Genomic DNA, 22,681 nt, shown 5'->3' with positions numbered 1-22,681 from the left:
GCGGCGACGGAATAGGGTGACCGCGTGGCGAGAGTGCGGTTGAGCGTGGCCGAGCGGCGCGAGGAGCTGTTGCGGGCCTCCATCGAGCAGATCGAGGCGCGGGGCGTGGCGGCGGTCAGGATCGCCGATGTGGCCTCGGCGCTCGGCGTGAGCAATGCGCTGGTGCTGTACCACTTCTCGACGAAGGAGAAGCTGGTCGCCGCAGCGTTCACCTACGCGGCCGAGGGTGACCTCGCGCATCTGCGCAAGCTGCTGGGCCGCCGCACCACGGCGCTACGACGGCTGCGCTCGGCCGTGCGCTGGTACGCGCCGACCGGCCAGGCCAAGGGCTGGCGGCTGTGGATCGAGGGTTGGGCGGCGGCGCTGCGCGAACCGGCGCTGCAGGAGGTCACGCGCGACCTCGACAAGCAGTGGAAGGCGGCGCTCGCCGAGGTCATCGCGGAGGGCGTGGCCGCCGGCGAGTTCCGCTGCCCGGACCCGCACGGCACGGCCCTGCGTCTGACGGCCCTGCTGGACGGGCTCGCGGTGCAGCTGACGTCGTACGCGGGCGCGGTGTCGCGGGCGCGGGCCCAGGAGTGGGTGGACGAGGCGCTGGCACGCGAACTGGGGCTGGAGCGGGCCGCGTTGACGGCGTCGGAGCGCGCAGAACCCGCGTCCGAAACCTCCTGACCGCGGGGCCTCAGAGCAGGACCGGGCCGTCGGATCCGGCCCGGCTTTCAGAGAGCAGGCCCAGGCTTTCAGAGGGGTGCGCCGCCGAACCCGATCTCATTTCCGTCCGGATCCCGATAGGTGACCTTGCGTACGCCGTTCGCGTACGTCTCTCGACCCGTGGGCCTCAGACCTCGGTCGACGATCTGCGCGACCCGCGCGTCGAGGTCGTCGACGAAGACGGTGTGCAGGGCGTGACCGCCGTGGCCGGGCCGGTGCTCGATGTACACGTACCGGTGCTCGGCAAGCTCCCACACGGCCTCCTTGTCGTTCGGGAAGAACGTCGCGGGGCCACCGAGCAGCCGCTCGTACCAGGTCAGTGCCGCTTCGTAGTCGTTGACGGGGATGCCTGCGAAGAGGACGACGGCCATGACGACATGGTAGGTCCGGCGATTCCGTGCGCTCAGCCCGACGGGCCGAGCCGCTGGAAGTCGGCCCGGCCCGTCGCGGTCCGCGTGGGCGTCGGTTCAGGCCACCGAGGCGATCCGCATCTTGATGTCGTCCGGGGACAGCGCGCCCTTCGCCGTGACGTGGTCGCCGGACGACTCGCCGCGCAGCCGGCGGCCGATCCACGGCACCAGGTACTCGCGCGCCCAGTGCACGTCGTCCCGCCGGACCTCGAGGGTGCCGCGCGGCGGGAGCGGCGGCCAGGGCTGGTCCGGGTCGGCCGGCACCTCCAGGCCGAGGACCTGTCCGGCCCGCAGCGCCACGCGCGTGTGCCCCTCGGGGGAGAGATGGAGGCGGTCGTCGTCCCAGGCCCTGCGGTCCTGGACGGTCTTCAGGGACCACAGGTCGAGCACGGGACAGCCGTACCGGTCGGCGATGGCCCGTACATGGCCGTTGTAGGTGGCGATCTTGCCGCGCAGATGCTTGAGCACGGGCACGCCACGGGTGTCGAAGCCGGTCGTCACCATGACGGTGCCGACGGCCTCGGTGAGCCGGACGATGGCCCGCTCGAAGCGCTCGGCGACCTCGTCGGGGTCGGTACCGGGCCGGATGATGTCGTTGCCGCCGGCGCAGAAGGAGACCAGGTCCGGCGCGAGTTCGACGGCCTGCGCGAGCTGGTCCTCCACGATCTGGTCGAGCAGCTTGCCGCGCACGGCGAGGTTCGTGTAGGTGAAGTCGCCCTCGGGCCGCCGGTCCGCGAGCAGTACCGCGAACCGGTCGGCCCAGCCGACGAACGCCCCGTCGGGGCCGGGGTCGCCGACGCCCTCGGTGAAGCTGTCCCCCACCGCAACGTACGACCCGATCACTGATCTGCTGTCACTCTTCGAATCGTCTGCCACGTCGGCCATGATTCACCTTCGAATGTGACCTACGCGACCGTAATAAAGGGGTGACGGACGGTGAGATAAACCACGTCCAAAGTGTTCACCAAGGCCGGAATAACCCTCTGATCAGGGATGTTGACGGGTCAATCGCCAGACCCTGAAGTCGCTGATCCGGAAGTGGCTCCAGGTGGTCCGAAAGGCGAAATGCCCACTGGTGTACGGCTCCGGGTCGCTGTAGTCGAAGACGAGCCGTCCGTTGTTCCACCAGCGGACCGTCGATCCGTCGGAGAGGATCCGGACCCGGTTGGGCTGGTTCGCGACCAGCAGCGGCTCCGTGTAGTCGTAGACGAGCGGCCGCACCCCGGCCTCGCCGACGTAACGGCGCAGGCGGGTCGTGGTGTTCGTGTTGGCGCCGTAGCCGACGTAGTACGTCTTGAGGTAGTCGTACTCGGCCAGCGCCCCGCCGCGCTGCGTGGCGAAGAGGTCGTCCGGGGAGCGGACGTCGGTGGCGTTCCAGAAGTTGTTGAGGTCGGAGACACGGTCGTTGACCCCGCCCTCCGAGACGGCCGTGGCGGTGTACTCGATGACGTACGGCCCTTCGAGGCGCTGCTTGAACCAGACGGTCGCCCCGGCGGGTACGTCCACCTCCAGGACCCCGCAGGAGGCGGTGACGGTGCCGCCCTTCTCCAGTTCCACGGCCCACTTGTCGAGGCCGCGGCGGAAGTCGTCATGGGCGACGAGGCGGCCGCGGTGCCGGGGCGCGGCGCTCGCGGTCCCGGCGGGGGCGAGGGCAGCCAGGGTGGCGCCGGCGGCCAGGGCTCCGAAGGTTCTGCGCGTGGTCGGGCGTGAACTGACGGTCACTGGTGCTCCTTTGCGATGAGGACAAGCAGACGGTCGGCCACCTTGCGATGGCCCTGGGCGCTGGGGTGGACGGTGCCGTTGAAGTCACCGTCCGAGGGAGAGCCAGTCGGTTGTGCCGACGAACTCCGCGCCGCAATCGGCCGGTTCGGCCACCACGGCCGCGATGCCGTCGGCGTGCGCGCCGTTGAAGGGACGCGGCGCGAGGATGCGAGTGTGCGGAGCGGCCGCCCGCAACCGGTCGAGGAGGGCGCGGTAGGCGGCTCGGAACTCCGCTGCTCCGGTATGACGAACACGCCGCCACCCGAGTCGGCGAACCGTATGTGCCGGTCGTACGGCTGGTCGGAGGGCGGCACCGTGCAGCGGATGCCGAGGCCGCGCAGGAAGCCGCCCCGGTCGGCACCGGGCTTCTGCTCGCCGTCCCCGACGAAGGTGTGCACCAGACCGAAGGACTCGGCGCCGGCGAAGAAGACGAAGCGGAGCGTGTACGGCAGCCAGGCGCGCCCGCCGCGGCGGTGCCGGCCCTCGACGCGGACCACGGCCCGCACCGGACCGTCCTGCTCCACCTCGACCTTCTCGACACGACCGGCCGACTGCTCGACGTCCGCGCCCTCACGCACGGACTCCTGCCGTACGGCGACCAGTTGACCGTCCCGCCCGATCTCGGCCGACCCGCGCCGCACGCTGCGCACGGCCGTGTCGGAGCCCTTCGCGCCGAACACGGCGGTGATGACGCCGATGGACACCTCGACCCGTCCGGCGGAGCGGCTGACGGTCACCTTCTGCGCGCGTGCGGCGCGAGTTCCGGCCGTGAGCCGGTACGCCGATGCCTTCGGTGCGTCTCGGGCGATCGCGTGCGCGGTCCACTTGATCGAGCCGTCGGGCCAGTAGCCGGAGGCCCAGGTCTGTACGGGGACATCGGCGCCGTCCGCGGTCGCGAGCCGGAACGTCTGCTCCGGCCGGTGAGCACCGAGCGCCCAGGGCACGCCCCAGGTGGCACCGCCGTGCACGTCGGGGGCCTGGCCCTCCAGCCAGTGCAGTTCGGTGTCGTCGCCGTCCGCCGCGGCGGTGCAGGACACGGCCCAGGAGAACTGGGCGACGGCGGCCGCGGCTGCGGCGCCCTTGATGACGGTGCGTCGGTCGACGCCGGGCAGGGGGACCTCCGTGGGCCTCGAAGGGCGGTAGCAAGCGCTTGCATCGCTACGGAGATCACTCTGTCCCCACTTTCCCCTCACTGTCGACAGCCCTGCACCACCCGCCACAGGACCGCAATGAAACGATCATGGCTCCGCAAAGCCGAACACACCGAAGGCCGGACCCGGGGATCGGGGTCCGGCCTTCGGCGGCGTGTCAGGCGATCGGTCGGCGGGGGGTCAGCCGACTCCGACGCCCTTCGAGCGGAGGTAGGCGACCGGGTCCACGTCGGAGCCGTAGTTCGGCGTGGTCCTGATCTCGAAGTGCAGGTGCGGTCCGGTCACGTTGCCGGTCGCTCCGGAGAGGCCGATCTGCTGGCCCTCGGTCACGGTCTGGCCTGCCGAGACGGAGAGCTGGGACAGGTGGCCGTACTGCGCGTAGTAGCCGTCGGCGAGCTTGATGACGACCTGGTTGCCGTACGCGCCGCCCCAGCCCGCGGAGACGACGGTGCCCGCACCCACGGCTTTGAGGGAGGTGCCGGTCGGGACGACGAAGTCGACGCCCGTGTGGTACCCGCTGGACCACATGCTGCCGGCCACGTGGTAGCCCGTGCCGACGGCGGCACCGGCGACCGGGAGCGTGAACCCGCTTGCCGTCTTGGTGGTTTCGGCGGCCTGCGTGGCGGTCTTCTTCGAGGAGGAAGAGGACTTCGCCGAAGAGCCCCTCGGCGAAGAGGCCTTGGACGGGGCGGAGGACGAGGACTTGGTGGTGCTCGTCGCGGCCTTATTGCCGATCGTGAGCTTCAGACCCGGGTGAATCAACGAGGGGTCGTCGCCGACGGCCCGGCGGTTGTCCGAGTAGAGCTTCTTCCAGCCGCCGGCGACGTGCTGCTCGTCGGCGATCTTCGCGAGATAGTCACCGGCCCGGACCGAATAGGTCCGCACACCCGCGTTGGCGGCGGTCTTCTTCTTGGCCGCCTTCTTCTCGGCGGCCGGAAGGGACTGGACGGTCTTTTCCGAAACCGACTGGGAAGCGGACTGCGGGGTGGCGGCATGGGCCCCGGCGGCGCCCATGAGCGGAAGGGCGAGAGCTGCGCCACCGGTTCCGGCGACGGCAATGGAGCGAGTGAAACGCTGGTACTTCGGGCGGCGGTGCTTACCCTTCGCGGGCATGGCGAATTCCTCTCCGGCGCCTACGAGGTGAGCTGTCGGGTGCGGACTGGAGATGTCCGGCCGCGTTTTGGACGCGACTTAACCCCTAGCCGTTCCGGAGACCGGAACAGGCGGTTGTACCTGTGGGTCCCCCGCTCCTGCCGTTCACGGGTGAGTTGTGCGGGCACCGGGCGGCGGCAGGATTGGGCGTCCGTCCGGATTGGTGGCGAACGTAAGCGACCGGGACGCAAAGGGACAAGTGACGGTTCCCTGGGAATGGGATTCTGTTGATCCCTTGTGGGAATTCGCGGTCACCCAGCGTGAATTACGGGATCACCTCTTTACCCAAACCCCCATGTAAAGCACGTGAATTACGTGAGCATGACGGGCCACGCACGGTCACGAATATGACGCTCCTCACGTGACACTGCTCCACCACACCTCATTCCAGAGCGAGTTGGAATGAAGGATGATGAAGCAGAATCAAGGCACCAATTCGGACAGATAGCTCAGATGCGACGCAGTCGGAAGATCGCCGCATCAAGGTCGCCACGCAATCCGGTACGAAGCCCGTGATGCAGCAATACGCCACCTCTGTGAACTTCGCCCGTTTCGAGGCATTCGTACGATGCTGTCGGGTCGAGGCCGCGCAGCCGCAGGGCCGGTACAGGCTCCCCGTAGCTCTGCGCCTGGAGCCAGGCAAGGACAACCGCCTCGTCCCCGCGCACGTACTGCACCGCGCTGAGCCCACCGGTCGGGGGCCGGAGCCGATGGAGGTCGCCGTGCTGCACAAGGGGCCGGATCTCCTTGTAGAGCGTCACCCACTCCCGGGCCTCGGCAAGCTCCTCCTCGGTCCACTGAGTGAGGTCCCCGCCGACCCCGAGTACGCCCGCCATGGCGCTCACGAACCGGAAGCGCAGCGAGCTGACCCGCCCGTTGAGCTGGGTGTTCGGGCTGTCGGTGACCCAGGCGGCCATCACGCGCGCGGGGTGGATCTGGCTGAAGCCGTGCTGGATGGCGAGACGGTCGAGCGGATCGGTGTTGTCGGAGGTCCACACCTGGTCCGTACGGCTCATGATCCCGAAATCGATCCGGCCGCCACCGCCCGAGCAGGACTCGAAGGCGACGTCGGGGTGGGCCGCCCGCAGTCGGTCCAACAGCGTGTACAGGGCGCGGACATGATCCACCCAGAGCCGCTGCGGGTAGGGCTCGCCCGGCCAGCCCGCGTCGGTGAAGCAGCGGTTGAAGTCCCACTTCACATAGTCGATCGGGGCGCCGGACAGCAGCCCGTCGAGCCGCTCCCACAGGTACTCCTGGACATCCTCCCGGGCCAGGTTCAGTACAAGCTGATTGCGGAATTCCGTCCGCTTTCGTCCCGGTTGGAACTGCACCCAGTCGGGGTGTGCGCGGTAGAGGTCGCTGTCCGGATTGATCATCTCGGGTTCGACCCAGATGCCGAACTGCATGCCGAGGGCGTGCACATAGTCGGCGAGCGGCTTGAGGCCGTTCGGGAACCGGTCCCGGTTGGGCGTCCAGTCGCCGAGTCCGGCGCGGTCGCTGACGCGCTTGCCGAACCAGCCGTCGTCGACGACGAACAGCTCGACACCGATCGCCGCGGCCCGCCGGGCAAGGGTTCCCTGCTGCTCCTCGGAGATGTCGAACTCCGTGGCCTCCCAGGAGTTGAACAGCACGGGCCGGTCCCGGTCGGCGTCCGGGATGACGTACGCGCGCTGGTACGCGTGCCAGGCACGGCTCGCACCGCCGAAGCCGCCGTCGCTCCACAGGCCGGCGAAGACGGGGGACGTGTACGACTCCCCCGCCTCCAGGCGCAGCAGCCCGGAGTCGTCGTAGCCGGCGCCGCCGGTGATCTGCACGCGCGCGTCCGGGAGTTGCGCCACCGCGATCCGCCAGGAACCGGACCAGCCGAGGGCGCAGCCGTAGACCTCGCCGCGCTCCTCGGTCGCGTCGGTGTCGAGCGCCACCCAGGGCAGGTGCTGGTGCCCGGTGTGCCCGCGGCGGCTGCCGATGACCTTCTCACCGTAGGTGAGGAGAGAGCCGGTCAGCCGGGACTCCGCGGCCCACCGCCCATGCAGCTGGGACAGCCGCCAGCCCTCCCGATCGGGCAGGGTCCAGGTCGCGGGGTCGGCCCGCAGCAGCTCCAGGGCGGGCCCGTCGTTGTCGAGGGTCACCCATCGCTCCAGGACGTCCTGCCGCATCCGGTAGTGCAACGTGATCGCGAGCCCGCCGTCCCGGAAGCGGAGCCGCAGATGGTCGCCCTCCGCCTCGTACGCCTCGAAGCGCCACTCGGTGCCGCGGCGCTCGTCGGTGCGCACGGACAGGGCGGGCCGTACGAAGCGGGGGCCGCCCTCGACCGGGTACTCCTCGCGCCCGTCGAGCCGGGACTCGAAGGGCCAGTAGTCGGGCAGCGGCCGGACGGCGAGGGCCTCGGCGTCGGCGAGCGCGATCCGGGGACCCCAGTGCAGGTGCAGCAGCTCGTCGTCCTCGGTGAGATGGACGGCGTAACCACTGGCCGGCCCGGTGAGAAGCCATGTACGGCCGTTGTCGGCGATCTCCAGCATCGAGCCCTCACATATCCGAACAGGTGCGATCAATCGCCAACATCATCAAGGGCCATGGGGCCCGGTCGCAACGCCTGTGGACAACTCATTGCCTCAAGAACCCATGTCGTATCGTCGGGAGAGCCCGTCGACGAGCCGCGCCGGCGGGGCGGACTGTGAGGAGCCCCCGTGACGCAGCAGATTCCGTCGACCGAGCCCGAGCTTGCCGGAGTCCGCAACTTCCGTGATGTGGGCGGACTTCCGACCGTGGACGGACGGCGGGTGCGGTACGGAGTGCTGTTCCGCAGCGGCCACCTCGCGCACGCGACCGAGGAGGACGCGGAGTTCCTCGCCTCGCTGGGGCTGCACACGATCTTCGACTTCCGGAACGCGGCGGACCAGAAGCTGGAGGGCGCGGACGTCGAGCTGCCGGGAGTGCGCAATGTGAACCTGCCGCTGACCGACCCGGCGGAGGGCTCCGAGTTCTGGAAGATGGTCCGGGACGGCGAGATCGACCAGCTGCGGGAGATCCTCGGCGACGGCAAGGGGGCGAACCGCATGATCGGTTCGTACCGGACGATCATCAAGGAGCGCACCGGCGTGCACGCGCGCGTGCTGCGCTCGCTCGCCGAGGACAGCGTGCCCGCGCTGATGCACTGCGCGGCCGGCAAGGACCGTGCGGGCCTGTCCATAGCAGTGACGCTGCTCGCCCTGGGTGTCGAGCGCGAGGCGATCGTCGCCGACTACATGGAGTCGAACGCGAAGCACCGCCGCTACAAGGTGCGCCGCAGCAGTTCCTCCCCCGAGGCCTACTCCCCCGAGGTCATGGAGCTGCTCAGCCCCTTCTTCGAGGCGCGTGCCGAGTACATGGCGGCGGCCTTCGAGACCATCGAGGAGACGTGGGGCAGCGTGGACGCCTACCTGGAGCAGGGCCTCGGGGTCACGCCGGAGCTTCGCGAGCAACTGCGGGAGCGGCTGCTCGACTGACCCGGAGGGTCACTTCGCGCCCACCTCGAACAGCAGGTAGACGAAGGCCGCGAACAGGTGGCCGACGGCGATGTAGATGATCAGGCGCACCCACAGGGCGCGGGGGAACTTCTCCTCCATGTTGCTGTTGCTCATGGTGTGTCTCCAGTGGTGGGGCCCAGGCACAGCGTGGCCGTGGGGCTCTGCAGCAGGGTGTGTACGAAGAGGAGCTCGACCCCGTCCGCGTCCTGCGCGGCGAGGCGGTGCGGGGTCAGCGAGTCGAAGTGTGCGCTGTCGCCCGGGGCAAGCAGATGCGTCGTGTCGCCGAGGCGCAGCCGCAGCCGCCCGGTGAGGACGTACAGCCACTCCTCACCGGGGTGCACACGCACGATGTCGCCCTGGGAGCCGTGCGGCACCTGGACCCGCAGGGCCTGCATACCGCGGCCGGGCGACCCGGCCTGCCAGTAGGTCCAGCCGCCGGCCGCCGTCGGTTCCATGTCCTCGGCCCGCAGCACGGCGTCCCGGTCGGCGACCGTCTCGCCGAGCAGCTCCGAGACGGTCGTACCGTAGATACGGGCCAGCGCGAGCAGCATCGGCAGCGAAGGCTGGCGCTGCCCGGTCTCCAGCCGGGAGAGGTGGGCCGGTGACAGCCCGGCGGCACGGGCCGCGGCCTCCAGCGTGAGGGAGGCGCGGCGACGCAGCGCGCGAAGCTGTGGGGCGACCACGGGCAGCTCCGCTTCGGCTTCCGAAGAGCTCATGCCTCCATTCAGCCCGATTCTTGCCTCTGCGGCAAATTTCTTGCCTCAGAGGCAAAACCCCGTCCGAGGCCGCTACCGGTTGGCGACCGCCTGCTTCACCAGCGTCTTGCTGAAGTCCCACATCAGCCCGCCACCGCTGTGCGCGTCGTCCATCACGGCCGTGAAGGCGTCGACGAACCGGTCCACGTCCTGCTCGCCGATGATCAGCGGCGGAATCAGCTTGATCACCTCGAGGTGGTCGCCGGAGACCTGGGTCAGGATCCGGTGCCGCTGCAGCAGCGGTACGACGACCATCTGGGCGAACAGCCCCTTGCGCGCGGCCTGCAGCATGGTCCAACGGCTGCGCAGCTTCAGCGACTTGGGCCTGCCGAACTCGATGCCGATCATCAGGCCCCGGCCGCGTACGTCGGCGAGCAGCTCGTACTTGTCGATCAGAGCGGCGAGCCGGGACTTCAACTGCTCACCGGTGGCACGGGCATTGGCGACGATCTGCTCGTTCTCCATGACCGACAGCACGGCGAGGCCCGCCGCCATGGCCTGGGCGTTGGACCCGAAGCTCGCCGAGTGCACGAGCACCCGGTCCATCGACGAGTAGACCTTCTTGAAGATCCAGTCCTTGCCGAGCGTGGCACCGACGGGCACATAGCCGCCGGAGAGCGCCTTCGCCACGCACACCAGGTCGGGCTCGACACCCTCCTCGTGCTGGTAGGCGTAGAAGTCGCCGGTCCTGCCCAGCCCCGTCTGCACCTCGTCCGCGATGAGCAGCGCCTTGTGCTTGCGCAGCAGCTCCTGGCCGGCGCGCAAGTAGCCGGGCGGGGCCTCGTGGACGCCCTTGCCCTGGATCGGCTCGACGATCAGGGCGGCGACGTCGCCCTTCTTCAACTCCCTTGCCAGGGCGTCGAGATCACCGAGCGCTACGGCCGTGTCGGGCAGCAGCGGGGCGAAGCCGTCCCGGAAGCCGGACTCGCCGTTGACCGACAGCGACCCGGTGGTCAGGCCGTGGAAGGCGTGGTCGCAGTACAGGATCCGCGGCTTCCCGGTGACGTACCGGGCGAACTTCAGCGCGGTCTCCACCGCCTCCGTACCGCTGTTGCCGAAGAACACGCGGTCCAGGTGCGGGCTGTGCGCAAGGAGCTGCTCGGCCAGCAGTCCGGGCAGCGGCTGGCAGTCGAAGCGGGTGAGGTCGGCGAGGCCGGCGTCGAGGACGTCGTGCAGCGCCTTGCGGACGACGGGGTGGTGGCGCCCCAGGCCCATCACCCCGAACCCGGCCAGCATGTCCAGGTAGTCGTTGCCGGCCGCGTCCCAGAAGTGGGCGCCCTCGGCGCGCTCGTAGACCTTGTCGAAGCCGATGGTGTGCAGCATGCGCGGGAGCTGGTGGTTCAGGTACTTCCCGTGCAGCTCGTAGCGTTCGGCTCCGCGCTCGGCCATGAGTGCGCCGAGGTCGAACTCCTTGGTCATTCAGCGTTCTCCTTGACTGGCGCGGCCGCCTCACCGCTCTCGGCCGCCTCCTTGACGGCCAGGGTGTCCTCGGCCTCCTTGACGGCCAGGCTCGCGCTGATCCGCCCGGCGACCTCCACCGGCGTGAGCCCGATGTCGGCCAGCACCTCGCCGCGCTTGGCGTGCGCGAGGAACTGCTCCGGGATGCCGAACCGCCGTACGGGTACGTCGACTTCGGCATCGCCGAGGGCCAGCGCGACCGCCGCACCGACTCCCGACGCACGGCTGTTGTCCTCGACGACGGCCACCAGACGGTGTTCGGCTGCGAGGCCCGGGAGCGCCGGGTCGACGGGCTTGACCCAGCGCGGGTCGACGACCGTGCACGAGATCCCGCGCGCCTCCAGCAGCTCGGCGGCCTGCAGGCAGACGGGCGCCATCACGCCGACGGCGATGAGCAGCACGTCGGGCGCGTCCGGGCCGCGGTGCAGGACGTCGAGGCCGCCCACCCGGTCGATCGCCGGGATCTGCGGGCCGACCGACTCCTTCGGGAAGCGGACCAGCGTCGGCGCGTCGTCGACGGCGACGGCTTCGCGCAGCTGGGCGCGCAGCTGGTCCGCGTCGCGCGGTGCGGCGATCCTGAGCCCCGGCACCACCTGGAGGATCGACATGTCCCACATGCCGTTGTGGGAGGGCCCGTCCACGCCCGTGACGCCGGCCCGGTCCAGGACGAACGTGACCCCGCAGCGGTGCAGCGCCACGTCCATCAGGAGCTGGTCGAAGGCACGGTTGAGGAAGGTGGCGTAGACGGCGACGACGGGGTGCAGGCCGCCGGTCGCCAGGCCTGCCGCCGATACGGCGGCATGCTGCTCGGCGATGCCCACGTCCCACACCCGGTCCGGGAACCGCGCGGCGAACTTGCCGAGCCCCACCGGGTGCAGCATGGCCGCCGTGATCGCCACGACGTCCTCCCGCTCCTCCCCGATCGCGACGATCTCGTCGCCGAACACCGAGGTCCAGGAAGGGCCGTTGGAGGGCGCGAGGGGCTCACAGGTGAGCGGGTCCATCACGCCGACGGTGTGGAAGTGGTCCTCCTCGTGGGCGATGGCGGGCTCGTAGCCGCGGCCCTTCTCCGTCAGGCAGTGGATGAGCACCGGCCCGTGGAAGCGCTTCGCGCGCCTGAGCGCCGACTCGACGGCGCCGATGTCATGTCCGTCGATCGGGCCGACGTACTTCAGGCCCAGGTCCTCGAACATGCCCTGCGGTGCGAACGCGTCCTTGAAGCCCTTCTTGGCGCCGTGCAGCGACTCGTAGATGGTGTTGCCGACGACCGGCGTGCGCAGCAGCACGTCCTTGCCCCAGGCGAGCACCCTCTCGTAACTGTCGGTGGTGCGCAGGGTCGCCAGGTGGTTGGCGAGGCCGCCGATGGTCGGCGCGTAGGAGCGCTCGTTGTCGTTGACGACGATGATCAGCGGCCGGTCCTTGGCGGCCGCGATGTTGTTCAGCGCCTCCCAGGCCATGCCGCCGGTGAGCGCGCCGTCGCCGATGACCGCGACCACATGCCCCTTCTCGCCCTGCACCTGACGGGCCTTGGCAAGACCGTCGGCCCAGCCGAGCGCGGTGGAGGCGTGGCTGTTCTCGACGATGTCGTGCTCGGACTCCTCACGCGACGGGTAGCCGGACAGGCCGCCCTTTCCGCGCAGCTTGGAGAAGTCCTGACGCCCTGTCAGCAACTTGTGTACGTAGCTCTGATGGCCGGTGTCCCACACGAGGCGGTCGACGGGTGACTCGAAGACCCGGTGGAGCGCGATGGAGAGTTCCACCACCCCCAGGTTGGGCCCGAGGTGTCCGCCGGTCCTGGCCACCGCGTGCACCAGGAACTCCCTGATCTCTTCGGTCAGTTGACCGAGTTCCGCTTCGGACAGCGCCTTCAGGTCGCGTGGTCCCCGGATGTTCTCCAGAATCGTCACGCTCGGGCCCCCTTCGGTCCGTGCTGTTCAACTCACGGTGACGGCCGGCTCCCCCGACGCGACGCCGTCCTGTTCCATCTGTTCGGCGATCTTCATCGCCTCCTCGATGAGGGTCTCCACGATCTTCGACTCGGGCACGGTCTTGATGACCTCGCCCTTGACGAAGATCTGCCCCTTGCCGTTGCCGGAGGCGACCCCCAGGTCCGCCTCCCGTGCCTCGCCCGGGCCGTTGACCACACAGCCCATCACGGCTACCCGCAACGGGACTTCCATGCCCTCGAGGCCCGCCGTGACCTCGTCGGCCAGCTTGTAGACGTCGACCTGGGCGCGTCCACAGGAGGGGCAGGAGACGATCTCCAGGCGCCGCTGCCTGAGGTTCAGCGACTCCAGGATCTGGATGCCGACCTTGACCTCCTCGGCGGGCGGCGCGGACAGCGACACCCTGATCGTGTCGCCGATGCCCTGGCTCAGCAGTGCACCGAAGGCCACCGCCGACTTGATCGTGCCCTGGAACGCCGGGCCCGCCTCGGTCACGCCCAGGTGCAGCGGGTAGTCGCACTCCGCCGCGAGCTGCTTGTAGGCCTCGATCATCACGACCGGATCGTTGTGCTTCACCGAGATCTTGATGTCGCGGAAGTCGTGCTCCTCGAAGAGCGAGGCCTCCCACAGCGCGCTCTCCACGAGCGCCTCCGGAGTCGCCTTGCCGTGCTTCTGGAGCAGCCGCTTGTCGAGCGACCCCGCGTTGACCCCGATCCGGATCGGCGTGCCGTGATCCTTGGCGGCCCGCGCGATCTCCTTCACCTGGTCGTCGAACTTCTTGATGTTGCCCGGATTGACACGTACGGCCGCACACCCGGCCTCGATCGCCGCGAACACGTACTTCGGCTGGAAGTGGATGTCCGCGATCACCGGGATCTGCGACTTGCGGGCGATGGTGGCGAGTGCGTCCGCGTCGTCCTGCGTCGGACAGGCGACGCGGACGATCTGGCAGCCGGAAGCGGTGAGCTCCGCGATCTGCTGCAGGGTGGCGCCGATGTCGGACGTACGGGTCGTCGTCATCGACTGCACCGACACCGGTGCCCCGCCCCCGACCGCCACCGGCCCGACATGGATCTGCCGCGACACGCGCCGCTCGGCGATCGGCCGGGCCGGTACCTCGGGGACGCCCAAGGAGACGGCGGTCATCTCGTCACTCCCGGTTTCCGGAGACCGTCTCGCGCATCGCGCGCAGGGACTCCTTCAGGGACCCCATGGTGGCGAGGACGGCGGTGGGCTCGTAGCCGCAGTGCGCCATGCAGTTGGCGCAGCGCGGGTCCTTGCCGCGGCCGTACTTGTCCCAGTCGGTGTCCTCGATCAGCTCGCGGTACGTCGGCACGTACCCGTCGCTCATCAGGTAGCAGGGGCGCTGCCAGCCGAAGAGCGAGTAGTTCGGGATCGCCCAGGCGGTGCACGGGAAGTCGACCTTGCCCTCGAGGAAGTCGAGGAACAGCGGCGAGTGGTTCAGCCGCCAGCGACGGCGGTTGCCGCCCGCGAAGGCCTTCTTGAACAGCTCGCGGGTCTGCTCCACGCCCAGGAAGTGCTCCTGGTCGGGGGCCTTCTCGTAGGCGTAGGCGGGCGAGATCATCATCTCGTCGACCTTGAGGTCGTCGTTGAGGAAGTTGAGCACCTCGATGATGGTCTGTGGGGTGTCCGTGTTGAAGAAGGTCGAGTTGGTGGTGACCCGGAAGCCGCGCCGCTTGGCCTCCTTGATCGCCTCCACGGCCTCGTCGAACACGCCCTCCTTCGCCACCGACTCGTCGTGCCGCTCGCGCAGTCCGTCGATGTGCACGGCGAAGGCGAAGTACGGAGAGGGCTTGAACTTGTCGATCTTCTTGCGCAGCAGCATGGCGTTGGTGCAGAGGAAGACGTACTTCTTCTTCGCCACCAGCTGCCGCACGATCTCGTCGATCTGAGGGTGCATCAGGGGCTCGCCGCCCGCGATGGACACCATCGGAGCACCGGACTCCAGTACCGCTCCCACGGCCTGCGCGACCGGCATGCGCTGCTTGAGGACACCTGCCGGATGCTGGATCTTGCCGCAGCCCTCGCACTTCAGGTTGCATGCGAAGAGGGGTTCCAGCTCCACGATCAGCGGAAACTTGTCCCGCTTGCGGAGCTTCTGTTCAGCCAAGTACGTAGCGACCTTGATGGACTGACGCAGCGGCATGGCCATCTGGCTCACCTCCTGGGGAGCAGCAAAGAACGGTGCCATTCGAAGAAAGCTGGAAGAACGGCACGAAGGACGCGGAAAGCCGATATTCCACCGCGTACCGTGCCGATTCGAACAAGTTCATGTTCAGGAGCGTCCACGACCACTCGTACGGCCGCAACCGGGCGCTCGCCCGTCTGCACGGCGCTGAGGAGCGTCGCGGCAGATTCCATGTCGACCGCGATCGCGCCGGTCGCGAGCAGATCGGACCGTTCGTGACCACGGACGACGTGATCGGAGCCGGTGAGCGGTCCGGTGTGGACGGTGCGCCCGGGCACGGCCCGCGCCAGCTCCTTGACGAGTAGGTCGGTCCCCAGACAGGGAACGGTTCCGTCCGGATCCCTGGTCTCCTCGGCGACGACCAGATCACCGGGGTGCATGCCGGGGGCGAGCCCCGCGCAGAAGCCCGTGGCCAGCACGGCGGCCTCGCTGAGCGCCGGGTCGGCCAGCACCCGGGCGACGGACCGCTCGGCTGCCTTCGGCCCCATACCGGTCCGCAGGACGGTGACCGGCCCGTCGGCACCGCTGCGGTCGCCGCTGCGCAGGGCGAGCTGCTCGATGCCGAGCGCACAGGCGATCAGCAGCGGGGCCGGGGCGGGCTGGGTGCTCATCAGCCCCCCTTGCCGACGGGTTTCGCGGCGAACGGCTCTCCGTGCACGTACCGCCCGAGCGCGGTGAGCGGGAAGACCTGCCGGTAGAGGTGGTAGTTGATCGAGAAGTCCCAGGGGAAGCCGGTCCCGGTGAAGTACGGCTCGTCCCATGAGCCGTCCTCCTGCTGGGTGGCCGCGAGCCACTCGACGCCTCGCTCGACGGCCTTGGAGTCCTTCTCCCCCGCGGCCAGCAGTGCCATCAGCGCCCACGCGGTCTGCGAGGCGGTGGAGGCGCCCTTGCCGCTCCACTCCTTGACGTACTTGTAGGAGCGCAGGTCCTCGCCCCAGCCGCCGTCGTCGTTCTGGACGGACTCCAGCCAGGAAACGGCACGCCGGATCGCGGGGTGCGAGCCGGGGAATCCGGCCGCGACGAGGGCGGGTACGACGGATCCGGTGCCGTAGACGTAGTTGACGCCCCAGCGCCCGAACCACGAGCCGTCCGGCTCCTGCTCGGCGAGCAGCCACTCGATGCCGCGCCGGGTGCGCGGGTCGTGCGAGAGGCCCTCGACGGCCAGCATCTCCACCACGTGGGCGGTCACGTCGGCGGACGGCGGGTCGATGACCTCGCCGAAGTCGCAGAACGGCAGCCGGTTGGGGAAGGGGCTGGTGTTGTCGACGTCGAAGGCGCCCCAGGCCCCGTTCTTCGACTGCATCCCGAGGTTCCAGCGCATCCCGCGCCCGATCGCCTTTTCCACCCGCTCCGGGTCGTGGTGCCGGACCCGGCGCAGCGCGAGGATCACCTCGGCGGTGTCGTCGATGTCGGGGTAGTTGTCGTTGTGGAACTCGAACGCCCAGCCGCCGGGAGGCAGCCCGGGCCGCTTCACGGCCCAGTCGCCGGGCCGGACGATCTCCTCGCCGAGCATCCAGTCCGCCGCCTTGACGAGCTGCGGATGATCGGCGGGCACGCCCGCGTCGACGAGCGCGATGGTCGCCAGACAGGTGTCCCACACGGGCGACTGGCAGGCCTCGATCATCCGGGCCCCGTCCGCGCGCCACACGGCGAAACGGTCCAGCGAGGCCAACCCCTCACGCATCACGGGGTGTTCGAGGTCGTAGCCCAGCAGATACAGCGCGATCACCGAGTACACGGCCGGCGGCTGGATACCGCCCCAGCAGCCGTCGTTCTCCTGCCGCTCGATGATCCAGCGGGCCGCGGAGTTCATGGCCGCCTTGCGCAGTCGGCGCGGCACGACCTTGCGCAGCTGGTGCAGGCCCTTGTCGAGGCGCTGGAACGCGCCGTCCCAACTCGCCACCGGGGCAAGGGGCTTGGGCGGGTTCGGGTTGCTCGGGTCGGTGTGCAGCTCGTCGAGCGGGAAGGGCGCGGGCCGCACCGGCCGCTTCGCGGACACGATCGTCAGGGGGACGATCGTCTGCCGGGCCCAGCACCCGAAGTCGTAGATGTTGAGCGGTACCCACTTGGGGAAGTAGATGAGTTCCGGCGGGAGTTCGGGCAGGTCCTCCCACTTCCACCAGCCGAACAGCGCGAGCCAGATCCGGGTGAAGACTCGCGCCGCGGCGATGCCGCCCCGCTCACGGATCCAGGCGGAGGCCTTCGCCATGTGCGGTGCGTCCGGCTCGTGGCCGGCCAGCCGGAGTGCGACGTACGCCTCGATGGTGGTGGAGAGTTCGCCCGGCCCGCCGTAGAAGCTGGCCCAGGCGCCGTCCTCGCGCTGCTCGCCGCGGATGAACAGGGCGGCGGCGTGCGCGGTGGCCTCGTCGAGGATGCCCAGAAACTGCCGTAGAAGAAGATCCTCGGCGTCCATGGTCACATTGGTCTCGAGGTCGCCCTTCCACCAGCCCTGGGCGTCCTGCTGGGACAGCAGGAAGTCGGTGGAGCGTTGTACGGCGCGTACGGCGGCATCGCGGACCCCCGCCGCCACAGGGCTCGTGCTGTCGGTTTCGCTGGCCGCGGCAGCTCGGGGCGGGAGAGCCCCGGTGCTTCCGTCGGTCGTCGCTGTCATGGCTTCCCCTTCGTGCAGTCGTGCGAGTCGTGCTGCTGTGGGTCCGCCGTCGGCCGGTGCTCTGCTGGTGCCCGGGGCACCGGCCGGCGACTACGCGAGGGTTCTTCGACCGATAGTGATCATCTCTTTCGTACGACGACGAAGTCGGCGAGCTCCGCGAACTGGGCCCGCACCCGGTCGGGCATGTCGATGGCGTCCAGGGCTTCGATGGCGATGGTGTGCTGACGACGCGCCTCTTCGGCGGTCCATTCGCGGCCGCCCGCCTTCTCGATCAGGGCGGCGCGGGCCGCGAACTCCTCCTCGGAGAAGTTCTGGAAGTCGCTGCTCTTGGCGTCGGCGGCGAGGAGCTCGCCCAGCCGCTCGGCGGCGGGACCCTCCGCCGCGAGCGCGGCCACCACCGGCAGGGACTTCTTGCGCTGGCGCAGATCGCTCCAGGTCTGCTTGCCGGTGGAGACCGGGTCGCCCCAGATCCCGAGCAGGTCGTCGACGGCCTGGAAGGCCAGGCCCAGGTGGTAGCCGTACTTCTCCAGGGTGTCGGCGGTGCGGTCGTCCGCGCCGCCGAGCACCGCGCCGATGGAGCTGGCGCAGGCGAGCAGGGCGCCGGTCTTGTTCCCCTCCATCTCCAGGCACTCCTCGACGCTGACGCGGTCGCGGTGCTCGTAGGAGATGTCCTGCGCCTGGCCGTCGATCAGGGCGCGGGTGGCGGTCGTGAGACGGCGGGTGGCACGGCCGGCCTCGACCGTGCCGAGCTCCAGCAGGATCTCGTTGGCGAGGGCGAACAGGGCGTCGCCGACGAGGATCGCCTGGGCGGGGCCGTGCACCTTCCAGACGGTGTCGCGGTGGCGGCGCTGTTCGTCGCCGTCCATCAGGTCGTCGTGCAGGAGGGAGAAGTTGTGGACGAGTTCGACGGCCACGGCGCCGGGGATGCCGACCTCGGGCGCGGCGCCGGTGACCTCGGCCGAGAGCACCGCGAGGGCGGGGCGCACGGCCTTGCCGCCGTCCCCGTCCGCGGGGTTGCCGTCGGCGTCGATCCAGCCGAAGTGGTAGGCGGAAACGGTGTCCATGGGAGGGGCCAGGCGGTCCACGGCCGCCCGCAGTACCGGTGTGGCAAGGGTCCGGCCGCGCTCCAGGAGCGCGGTCACGTCCACCGCGTCGGCAGCCGTCTCGGCCGGGGGCACAGTGGGCACAGTCTCTCCTCTTGTTGCGGTACCGGGGGTGCGGGGGCCTGCCGCATGCTGATCGAGCATCACGCCGCCTCCTCGAACTCGAAGAGGTGACTCGGGCGGGGCCGGCCCAGGGCGCTCAGCGCGGCGTCCGCCGCACTCACGCCACTGCGGACCGCACTCTCCATGGTCGCGGGCCACCCAGTGGCGGTCCACGCTCCGGCCAGGTAGAGGCCGGGGGCTTTGGTGCGGGCGCCGGGCCGCAGCCGCCCGACGCCGGGGGTGGGAGCGAAGGTCGCCGTGCGCTCCCTGGTCACGAAGAAGTCCTTCACTTCCGCACCGCGCGTACCCGGAAGCAGGCGTTCCAGCTCCGGCAGGTAGCGCTCGCGCAGTGCGGCGACCGGCTCCTCGATCTCGTCGTGGGCCGCCGACTGCGAGAGCGCGAGGTACTGGCCCTCGCGCAGCCCGGAGGCGTCGGTGCGGTCGAAGACCCACTGGACCGGGGTGCCGAGGGCCGCGAAGAAGGGCTTTTCCAGCACCTTGCGGTCGTAGACGACATGGACGTTGAGGATCGGCGCGGTACCGATCTCCAGAAGATTTTCAGGCGCCTCGAGCGCGCCGTCCGGCAGCAGGTCATGGGCCTCGCGCTGGGGTACGGCGAGCACGACGGCGTCCGCCTCGAGCGTCTCGCCGGGAACCTGAACGCTCCAACGCCCGTTCTCATCAGTAGAGATGGAGGTGACGCGTGTACGGACCTCGGTACGGACGCCCGCGGAGTCGAGCGCCTTGCGGGCGAGACGGTCATGCAGTTCACCCAGCGGGACGCGCGCCCATCCGATGTCGGCCGCGCCCGGGTCGGACAGCAGACCGGTCTTGAACACCATCGCGGCGAGCCCCAGCGAGGAGTCGCCCGCGACCGCGTTGAGGGTGGCGACCCCGACCAGGTCCCACAGGGCCTCGACGGCACGCGCCGACTGACCGTGCGCGGTCAGCCAGCTGCCGAAGTCCTGCGTGTCCAGGTTCGGATCGGCGAGGTCGAGCCCCTTGAGCGCGAGCGCGGCACGCCCCACCTTGGCCCGCTCGGCGAGCGAGAGATGCGGATACGTCGCCAGGCTGCGCCCCAGATGCAGGGGTACGGGCAGGGCGTCGCGCCGCAGCCTGCCCAGCCGCCGCCCCTCGGGCCTGTCGACGTCGAGTACGGGCACGTCGAGACGATCCTGCAGCGGCGCCAGCGCCGTCCCCTCGATGCGGTCGAGGAACCAGCGGTAGGCGGTGCAGCAGCGCAGGTAGACGTGCTGTCCGTTGTCGACGGTCAGTTCGCCGCGCTGGAAGGAGAAGGCGAGGCCACCGAGCCGGGGCCTGCCCTCGATCAGGGTGACGCGGACGCCCGCGTCGGCGAGCGCGAGCGCCGCGGTGATACCGGCGAGCCCGCCGCCGACCACGACGGCGTCCCGCCCGGATCGTCCCCGGGTGTCAGCAGCCAGCCCCTCGGGCTGCGTGCCGTCGCTCATCGTGCACCCTCCCCTGCGCGACCGCCGTGGTTGAACCGTGCACGGCAGGCCGTCGCAGTCAGGGACGCCGTCCTTACGCGGAGGGTTGCGTGCCGCTTTTCTCCGGCGGAATCACCTTGGACCGTTTTGTCCATCAGGCGCGCCTCCTGACGGTCCTCCGCGTCACATGCCGGGCATCCAGGCCGGACAGTCCGCGAACGGCGACATACGCCTTCTCCCGGCCGGGCAGCGAGACCCGGCCGCGCAGCACGGCCTCGGGGTCGCGCTCGATGCGGTCGAGCAGCCGACGGTAGATGCCCGCCATGGCGGCGACACACGCGCCGCTGCGCCGGTCGAGCATGGGGAGCAGCCGGTAGCCCTCGGCGAAAAGGGCGCGGGCCCGTCGCACTTCGAAGTGCACGAGGCCCACGAAGTCGGAGCCCTCCGGTGGGGTCGGGCCGTTGAACCCGGCCGAGCACCCGAATTTCGCGAGGTCGTCGGAGGGCAGATAGGTGCGGCCGCCCTCGGCGTCCTCGCGGACGTCTCTGAGGATGTTCGTGAGCTGCAGCGCGAGCCCGAGCGTGTCGGCGTACTCCGGCGCGCGATCGGCCCCGCGCGCCCCCGGTTCCGTACCGAACACACCGAGCGAGAGCCGGCCGATGGCGCCCGCGACACAGCGGCAGTAGACCTTCAGGTCGTCCCAGGTCTCGTAGGTCTCGCCACGGACGTCCATGAGCACGCCGTCGATCAGCTCGTCCAGGCCGCCGAGCGGGATCGGAAAGGTCTCCGCGGCATGGGCGAGGGCGACCGCGACGGGGTCGATGTCGTCCTCGGCGACCGCACCCTCGCGCACCCGGGTCAGCAGCGACCGGGTGTCCTCGAGTCTCGCGGCCTTGACGTCGTCCGCCAGCGCGCCGTCGCCGATGTCGTCGACGCGCCGGGAGAACGCGTACAGCGCCGACATCGCACGGCGCTTGGGCGTCGGCAGCAGCCTGATGCCGTACGCGAAATTACGGGCCTGCTGTCCGGTGACGGCCTCGCAGTAGCTGTAGGCGGCGAGTACCGGTGCGGACACGTGTTGTTCCAACTCCACGGTCCGGATCACCCCTCTCCTCGCAGAGTCACGCCCACCTCGCGCAGCAGCTGCACCTTGCCGGGCTTCGGCGGGCCGGGAAGTACGTCGTATTCGGCGGCGGCGATCGCTCGGATCGCCGCCCTTCCCCCCGCCACGAACCCCGCGAGCAGCAGCTTCAGCCTGCCGTGGACGCTACCCACCAGGGGGGCGCCTTCATTCAGGAGATTCCGGGCGCGTTCCGCTTCGTATGCAACCAGTGCGCGCACCGATGCGCCCGCGGTGGGCGTGGCGAGATCTGCCTCTTGAACATGGAAGTGCTTCATGTCCTCGGCAGGCAGATAGATCCGGTCGCGGCCGAGATCCTCGGCCACGTCCTGCAGGTGTTCGACGATCTGGAGCGCCGTGCAGATCGCGTCGGACAGACGGATCCGCTCCGGGGTCGAGGTGCCGGTGACCGAGAGGACCAGGCGGCCGACGGGGTTGGCCGACAGCTCGCAGTAGGCGACCAGGTCGTCGTAGGTCTCGTACCGGCTGACCAGCTGGTCCTGGCGGTTGGCCGCGATCAGGCCGAGGAAGGGGTCGGGGGTGAGCGAGCGGCGGCGGACCGTCGGCTGGAGGCGGCGCAGCAGGGGGTGGCGGGGGGTGGAGTCGAAGACGCGGTTCAGGTCGGCCTCGAAGGCGTCCAGGAGCAGCAGCCGGTCCTCGGCGTCCGCGGGCGACACGCCGAGCAGCCGGGCGTCGGCGCCGCCGGGGGCCAGGTCGCCGTCGCCGATGTCGTCGACGAGGCGGGCGAATCCGTACACCGCCATGAGGTCGTCGCGCCAGGCCCGGGGCAGGAAGAAAGGTGCCACGGGGAAGTTCTCACCCGCGGCCTTGTCGAGCGTGTCGCGCTCCGTATCACCGGCGCGCGACGTGCCGGTTCCCGTCACCGCGGACTGCCCGGGGCGGGGACGGCACATGCTGCGTGGAGCTGGGGAGTTTCCGTAGCCATTGCCGTCACATCTCCCGTTCTACACTGCCGACCCAATACGCACTATTTCGGACACGCCGCCCGGCCGTCCGCGCGGTTGTCCCACTTGAGGGTGTCGCGCATTATCGCCCCACTTGCCGCGTTTCGGGACCGGTACAGCTTACGTTGTACAACGCAGCGAGGTTCCCTGGGGTGTCCTGCACATCACAACAACACACCGATTGGCGTCAAGATTCCTTGGGCGAAACCGAGTTGACGTTTCCTTTGCAGACGCGGGGCCCCGCCGGAGCAGTTCCGGCGAGGCCCCGCGAAGCGT

At 69.8% G+C, this 22,681-nt stretch carries 21 protein-coding genes and 1 riboswitch; of the genes, 2 read left to right on the top strand and 19 right to left on the bottom strand.

Translation table 11 applies throughout. The features are described 5' to 3' along the window. Window positions 1-24: 24 nt before the first annotated feature. A complete protein-coding gene (locus ABZ880_RS32080; protein WP_361269902.1) occupies window positions 25-669 on the top strand; it encodes a TetR family transcriptional regulator C-terminal domain-containing protein in 645 nt (214 codons plus the stop codon). Between the two features lie 68 nt (window positions 670-737). On the opposite strand, the gene ABZ880_RS32075 is transcribed toward ABZ880_RS32080, so the two are convergent. The 6 genes from ABZ880_RS32075 to ABZ880_RS32050 form a co-directional block, all read right to left on the bottom strand. Then, the gene (locus tag ABZ880_RS32075) at window positions 738-1,079 is read right to left on the bottom strand and encodes a VOC family protein (protein ID WP_361269900.1); all 342 of its coding nucleotides are present in this window, start codon (window positions 1,077-1,079) and stop codon (window positions 738-740) included. A 96-nt stretch (window positions 1,080-1,175) separates the two neighbouring features. After that, the gene (locus ABZ880_RS32070; protein ID WP_361270021.1) at window positions 1,176-1,961 is read right to left on the bottom strand and encodes an SGNH/GDSL hydrolase family protein; all 786 of its coding nucleotides are present in this window, start codon (window positions 1,959-1,961) and stop codon (window positions 1,176-1,178) included. Window positions 1,962-2,105: 144 nt separating this feature from the next. Beyond that, entirely contained in the window at window positions 2,106-2,840 is a 735-nt protein-coding gene (locus ABZ880_RS32065) for a DUF6250 domain-containing protein (RefSeq protein WP_361269897.1), read from the bottom strand. Further along, complete coding sequence (locus ABZ880_RS32060) at window positions 2,837-3,916, bottom strand: hypothetical protein (protein WP_361269894.1); 1,080 nt, start codon at window positions 3,914-3,916, stop codon at window positions 2,837-2,839. The genes ABZ880_RS32065 and ABZ880_RS32060 overlap by 4 nt, the downstream gene beginning before the upstream one ends. Before the next feature lie 294 nt (window positions 3,917-4,210). Then, window positions 4,211-5,143 carry a LysM peptidoglycan-binding domain-containing M23 family metallopeptidase gene (locus tag ABZ880_RS32055; protein ID WP_361269892.1) on the bottom strand — a complete coding sequence of 311 codons (933 nt, stop codon included), beginning with the start codon at window positions 5,141-5,143 and terminating at the stop codon, window positions 4,211-4,213. A gap of 4 nt (window positions 5,144-5,147) precedes the next feature. Beyond that, window positions 5,148-5,326, bottom strand: a riboswitch (cyclic di-AMP (ydaO/yuaA leader). 305 nt (window positions 5,327-5,631) lie between these two features. Beyond that, the gene (locus ABZ880_RS32050) at window positions 5,632-7,701 is read right to left on the bottom strand and encodes an alpha-galactosidase (RefSeq protein ID WP_361269890.1); all 2,070 of its coding nucleotides are present in this window, start codon (window positions 7,699-7,701) and stop codon (window positions 5,632-5,634) included. Between the two features lie 168 nt (window positions 7,702-7,869). Here ABZ880_RS32050 and ABZ880_RS32045 point away from each other — a divergent pair, with 168 nt between their 5' ends. After that, window positions 7,870-8,667, top strand: coding sequence for a tyrosine-protein phosphatase (locus ABZ880_RS32045; protein ID WP_361269888.1), 798 nt, complete (start codon window positions 7,870-7,872; stop codon window positions 8,665-8,667). Window positions 8,668-8,676: 9 nt separating this feature from the next. Here the strand turns inward: ABZ880_RS32045 and ABZ880_RS32040 are convergent, their stop codons facing one another. From ABZ880_RS32040 to hpnC, 13 genes are all read right to left on the bottom strand, one after another. Further along, entirely contained in the window at window positions 8,677-8,802 is a 126-nt protein-coding gene (locus ABZ880_RS32040; RefSeq protein ID WP_344400340.1) for a DUF6126 family protein, read from the bottom strand. Further along, window positions 8,799-9,404 (bottom strand): XRE family transcriptional regulator, encoded by a 606-nt coding sequence (locus tag ABZ880_RS32035; RefSeq protein WP_361269886.1) that lies wholly within the window; start codon window positions 9,402-9,404, stop codon window positions 8,799-8,801. Before ABZ880_RS32035 ends, ABZ880_RS32040 begins: the two co-directional genes overlap by 4 nt. Window positions 9,405-9,476: 72 nt before the next feature. Further along, window positions 9,477-10,862 (bottom strand): aspartate aminotransferase family protein, encoded by a 1,386-nt coding sequence (locus tag ABZ880_RS32030; RefSeq protein ID WP_361269884.1) that lies wholly within the window; start codon window positions 10,860-10,862, stop codon window positions 9,477-9,479. After that, window positions 10,859-12,808 (bottom strand): 1-deoxy-D-xylulose-5-phosphate synthase, encoded by a 1,950-nt coding sequence (dxs, locus tag ABZ880_RS32025; protein WP_361269881.1) that lies wholly within the window; start codon window positions 12,806-12,808, stop codon window positions 10,859-10,861. Before dxs ends, ABZ880_RS32030 begins: the two co-directional genes overlap by 4 nt. 27 nt (window positions 12,809-12,835) lie before the next feature. Then, window positions 12,836-13,993 (bottom strand): flavodoxin-dependent (E)-4-hydroxy-3-methylbut-2-enyl-diphosphate synthase, encoded by a 1,158-nt coding sequence (gene ispG / locus ABZ880_RS32020; RefSeq protein ID WP_361269878.1) that lies wholly within the window; start codon window positions 13,991-13,993, stop codon window positions 12,836-12,838. 4 nt (window positions 13,994-13,997) lie between these two features. Then, on the bottom strand, window positions 13,998-15,020 hold the full coding sequence (hpnH, locus tag ABZ880_RS32015) for an adenosyl-hopene transferase HpnH (protein WP_361269876.1): 1,023 nt from the start codon (window positions 15,018-15,020) through the stop codon (window positions 13,998-14,000). A 5-nt stretch (window positions 15,021-15,025) separates the two neighbouring features. Next, window positions 15,026-15,667, bottom strand: coding sequence for a 1-hydroxy-2-methyl-2-butenyl 4-diphosphate reductase (locus ABZ880_RS32010; RefSeq protein ID WP_361269873.1), 642 nt, complete (start codon window positions 15,665-15,667; stop codon window positions 15,026-15,028). Next, entirely contained in the window at window positions 15,667-17,667 is a 2,001-nt protein-coding gene (gene shc / locus ABZ880_RS32005) for a squalene--hopene cyclase (protein WP_361269871.1), read from the bottom strand. Before shc ends, ABZ880_RS32010 begins: the two co-directional genes overlap by 1 nt. Window positions 17,668-17,786: 119 nt before the next feature. Continuing rightward, a complete protein-coding gene (locus ABZ880_RS32000) occupies window positions 17,787-18,914 on the bottom strand; it encodes a polyprenyl synthetase family protein (protein WP_361269869.1) in 1,128 nt (375 codons plus the stop codon). After that, window positions 18,914-20,341 carry a hydroxysqualene dehydroxylase HpnE gene (hpnE, locus tag ABZ880_RS31995; protein WP_361269867.1) on the bottom strand — a complete coding sequence of 476 codons (1,428 nt, stop codon included), beginning with the start codon at window positions 20,339-20,341 and terminating at the stop codon, window positions 18,914-18,916. The genes ABZ880_RS32000 and hpnE overlap by 1 nt, the downstream gene beginning before the upstream one ends. Then, entirely contained in the window at window positions 20,338-20,475 is a 138-nt protein-coding gene (locus tag ABZ880_RS31990) for a DUF6380 family protein (RefSeq protein ID WP_361269864.1), read from the bottom strand. Before ABZ880_RS31990 ends, hpnE begins: the two co-directional genes overlap by 4 nt. Then, window positions 20,475-21,425 carry a presqualene diphosphate synthase HpnD gene (hpnD, locus tag ABZ880_RS31985; protein WP_361269860.1) on the bottom strand — a complete coding sequence of 317 codons (951 nt, stop codon included), beginning with the start codon at window positions 21,423-21,425 and terminating at the stop codon, window positions 20,475-20,477. The genes ABZ880_RS31990 and hpnD overlap by 1 nt, the downstream gene beginning before the upstream one ends. Next, window positions 21,422-22,324, bottom strand: coding sequence for a squalene synthase HpnC (gene hpnC, locus ABZ880_RS31980; RefSeq protein ID WP_361269857.1), 903 nt, complete (start codon window positions 22,322-22,324; stop codon window positions 21,422-21,424). Before hpnC ends, hpnD begins: the two co-directional genes overlap by 4 nt. Window positions 22,325-22,681 lie beyond the last annotated feature (357 nt).

The organism is Streptomyces sp. NPDC047043 (assembly GCF_040644055.1).
GTDB lineage: Bacteria > Actinomycetota > Actinomycetes > Streptomycetales > Streptomycetaceae > Streptomyces.
This window is presented reverse-complemented; position numbering and strand designations above follow the sequence as displayed.

Coding starts and splice junctions, on each gene's coding strand:
- ABZ880_RS32010 (WP_361269873.1), bottom strand. CDS start 15,667: ATGAGCACCCAGCCCGCCCCGGCCCCGCTGCTGATCGCCTGTGCGCTC.
- ABZ880_RS32030 (WP_361269884.1), bottom strand. CDS start 10,862: ATGACCAAGGAGTTCGACCTCGGCGCACTCATGGCCGAGCGCGGAGCC.
- hpnE (WP_361269867.1), bottom strand. CDS start 20,341: ATGAGCGACGGCACGCAGCCCGAGGGGCTGGCTGCTGACACCCGGGGA.
- ABZ880_RS32035 (WP_361269886.1), bottom strand. CDS start 9,404: ATGAGCTCTTCGGAAGCCGAAGCGGAGCTGCCCGTGGTCGCCCCACAG.
- ispG (WP_361269878.1), bottom strand. CDS start 13,993: ATGACCGCCGTCTCCTTGGGCGTCCCCGAGGTACCGGCCCGGCCGATC.
- ABZ880_RS31990 (WP_361269864.1), bottom strand. CDS start 20,475: ATGGACAAAACGGTCCAAGGTGATTCCGCCGGAGAAAAGCGGCACGCA.
- ABZ880_RS32040 (WP_344400340.1), bottom strand. CDS start 8,802: ATGAGCAACAGCAACATGGAGGAGAAGTTCCCCCGCGCCCTGTGGGTG.
- ABZ880_RS32000 (WP_361269869.1), bottom strand. CDS start 18,914: ATGCTCGATCAGCATGCGGCAGGCCCCCGCACCCCCGGTACCGCAACA.
- shc (WP_361269871.1), bottom strand. CDS start 17,667: ATGACAGCGACGACCGACGGAAGCACCGGGGCTCTCCCGCCCCGAGCT.
- ABZ880_RS32055 (WP_361269892.1), bottom strand. CDS start 5,143: ATGCCCGCGAAGGGTAAGCACCGCCGCCCGAAGTACCAGCGTTTCACT.
- ABZ880_RS32050 (WP_361269890.1), bottom strand. CDS start 7,701: ATGCTGGAGATCGCCGACAACGGCCGTACATGGCTTCTCACCGGGCCG.
- hpnH (WP_361269876.1), bottom strand. CDS start 15,020: ATGGCCATGCCGCTGCGTCAGTCCATCAAGGTCGCTACGTACTTGGCT.
- ABZ880_RS32075 (WP_361269900.1), bottom strand. CDS start 1,079: ATGGCCGTCGTCCTCTTCGCAGGCATCCCCGTCAACGACTACGAAGCG.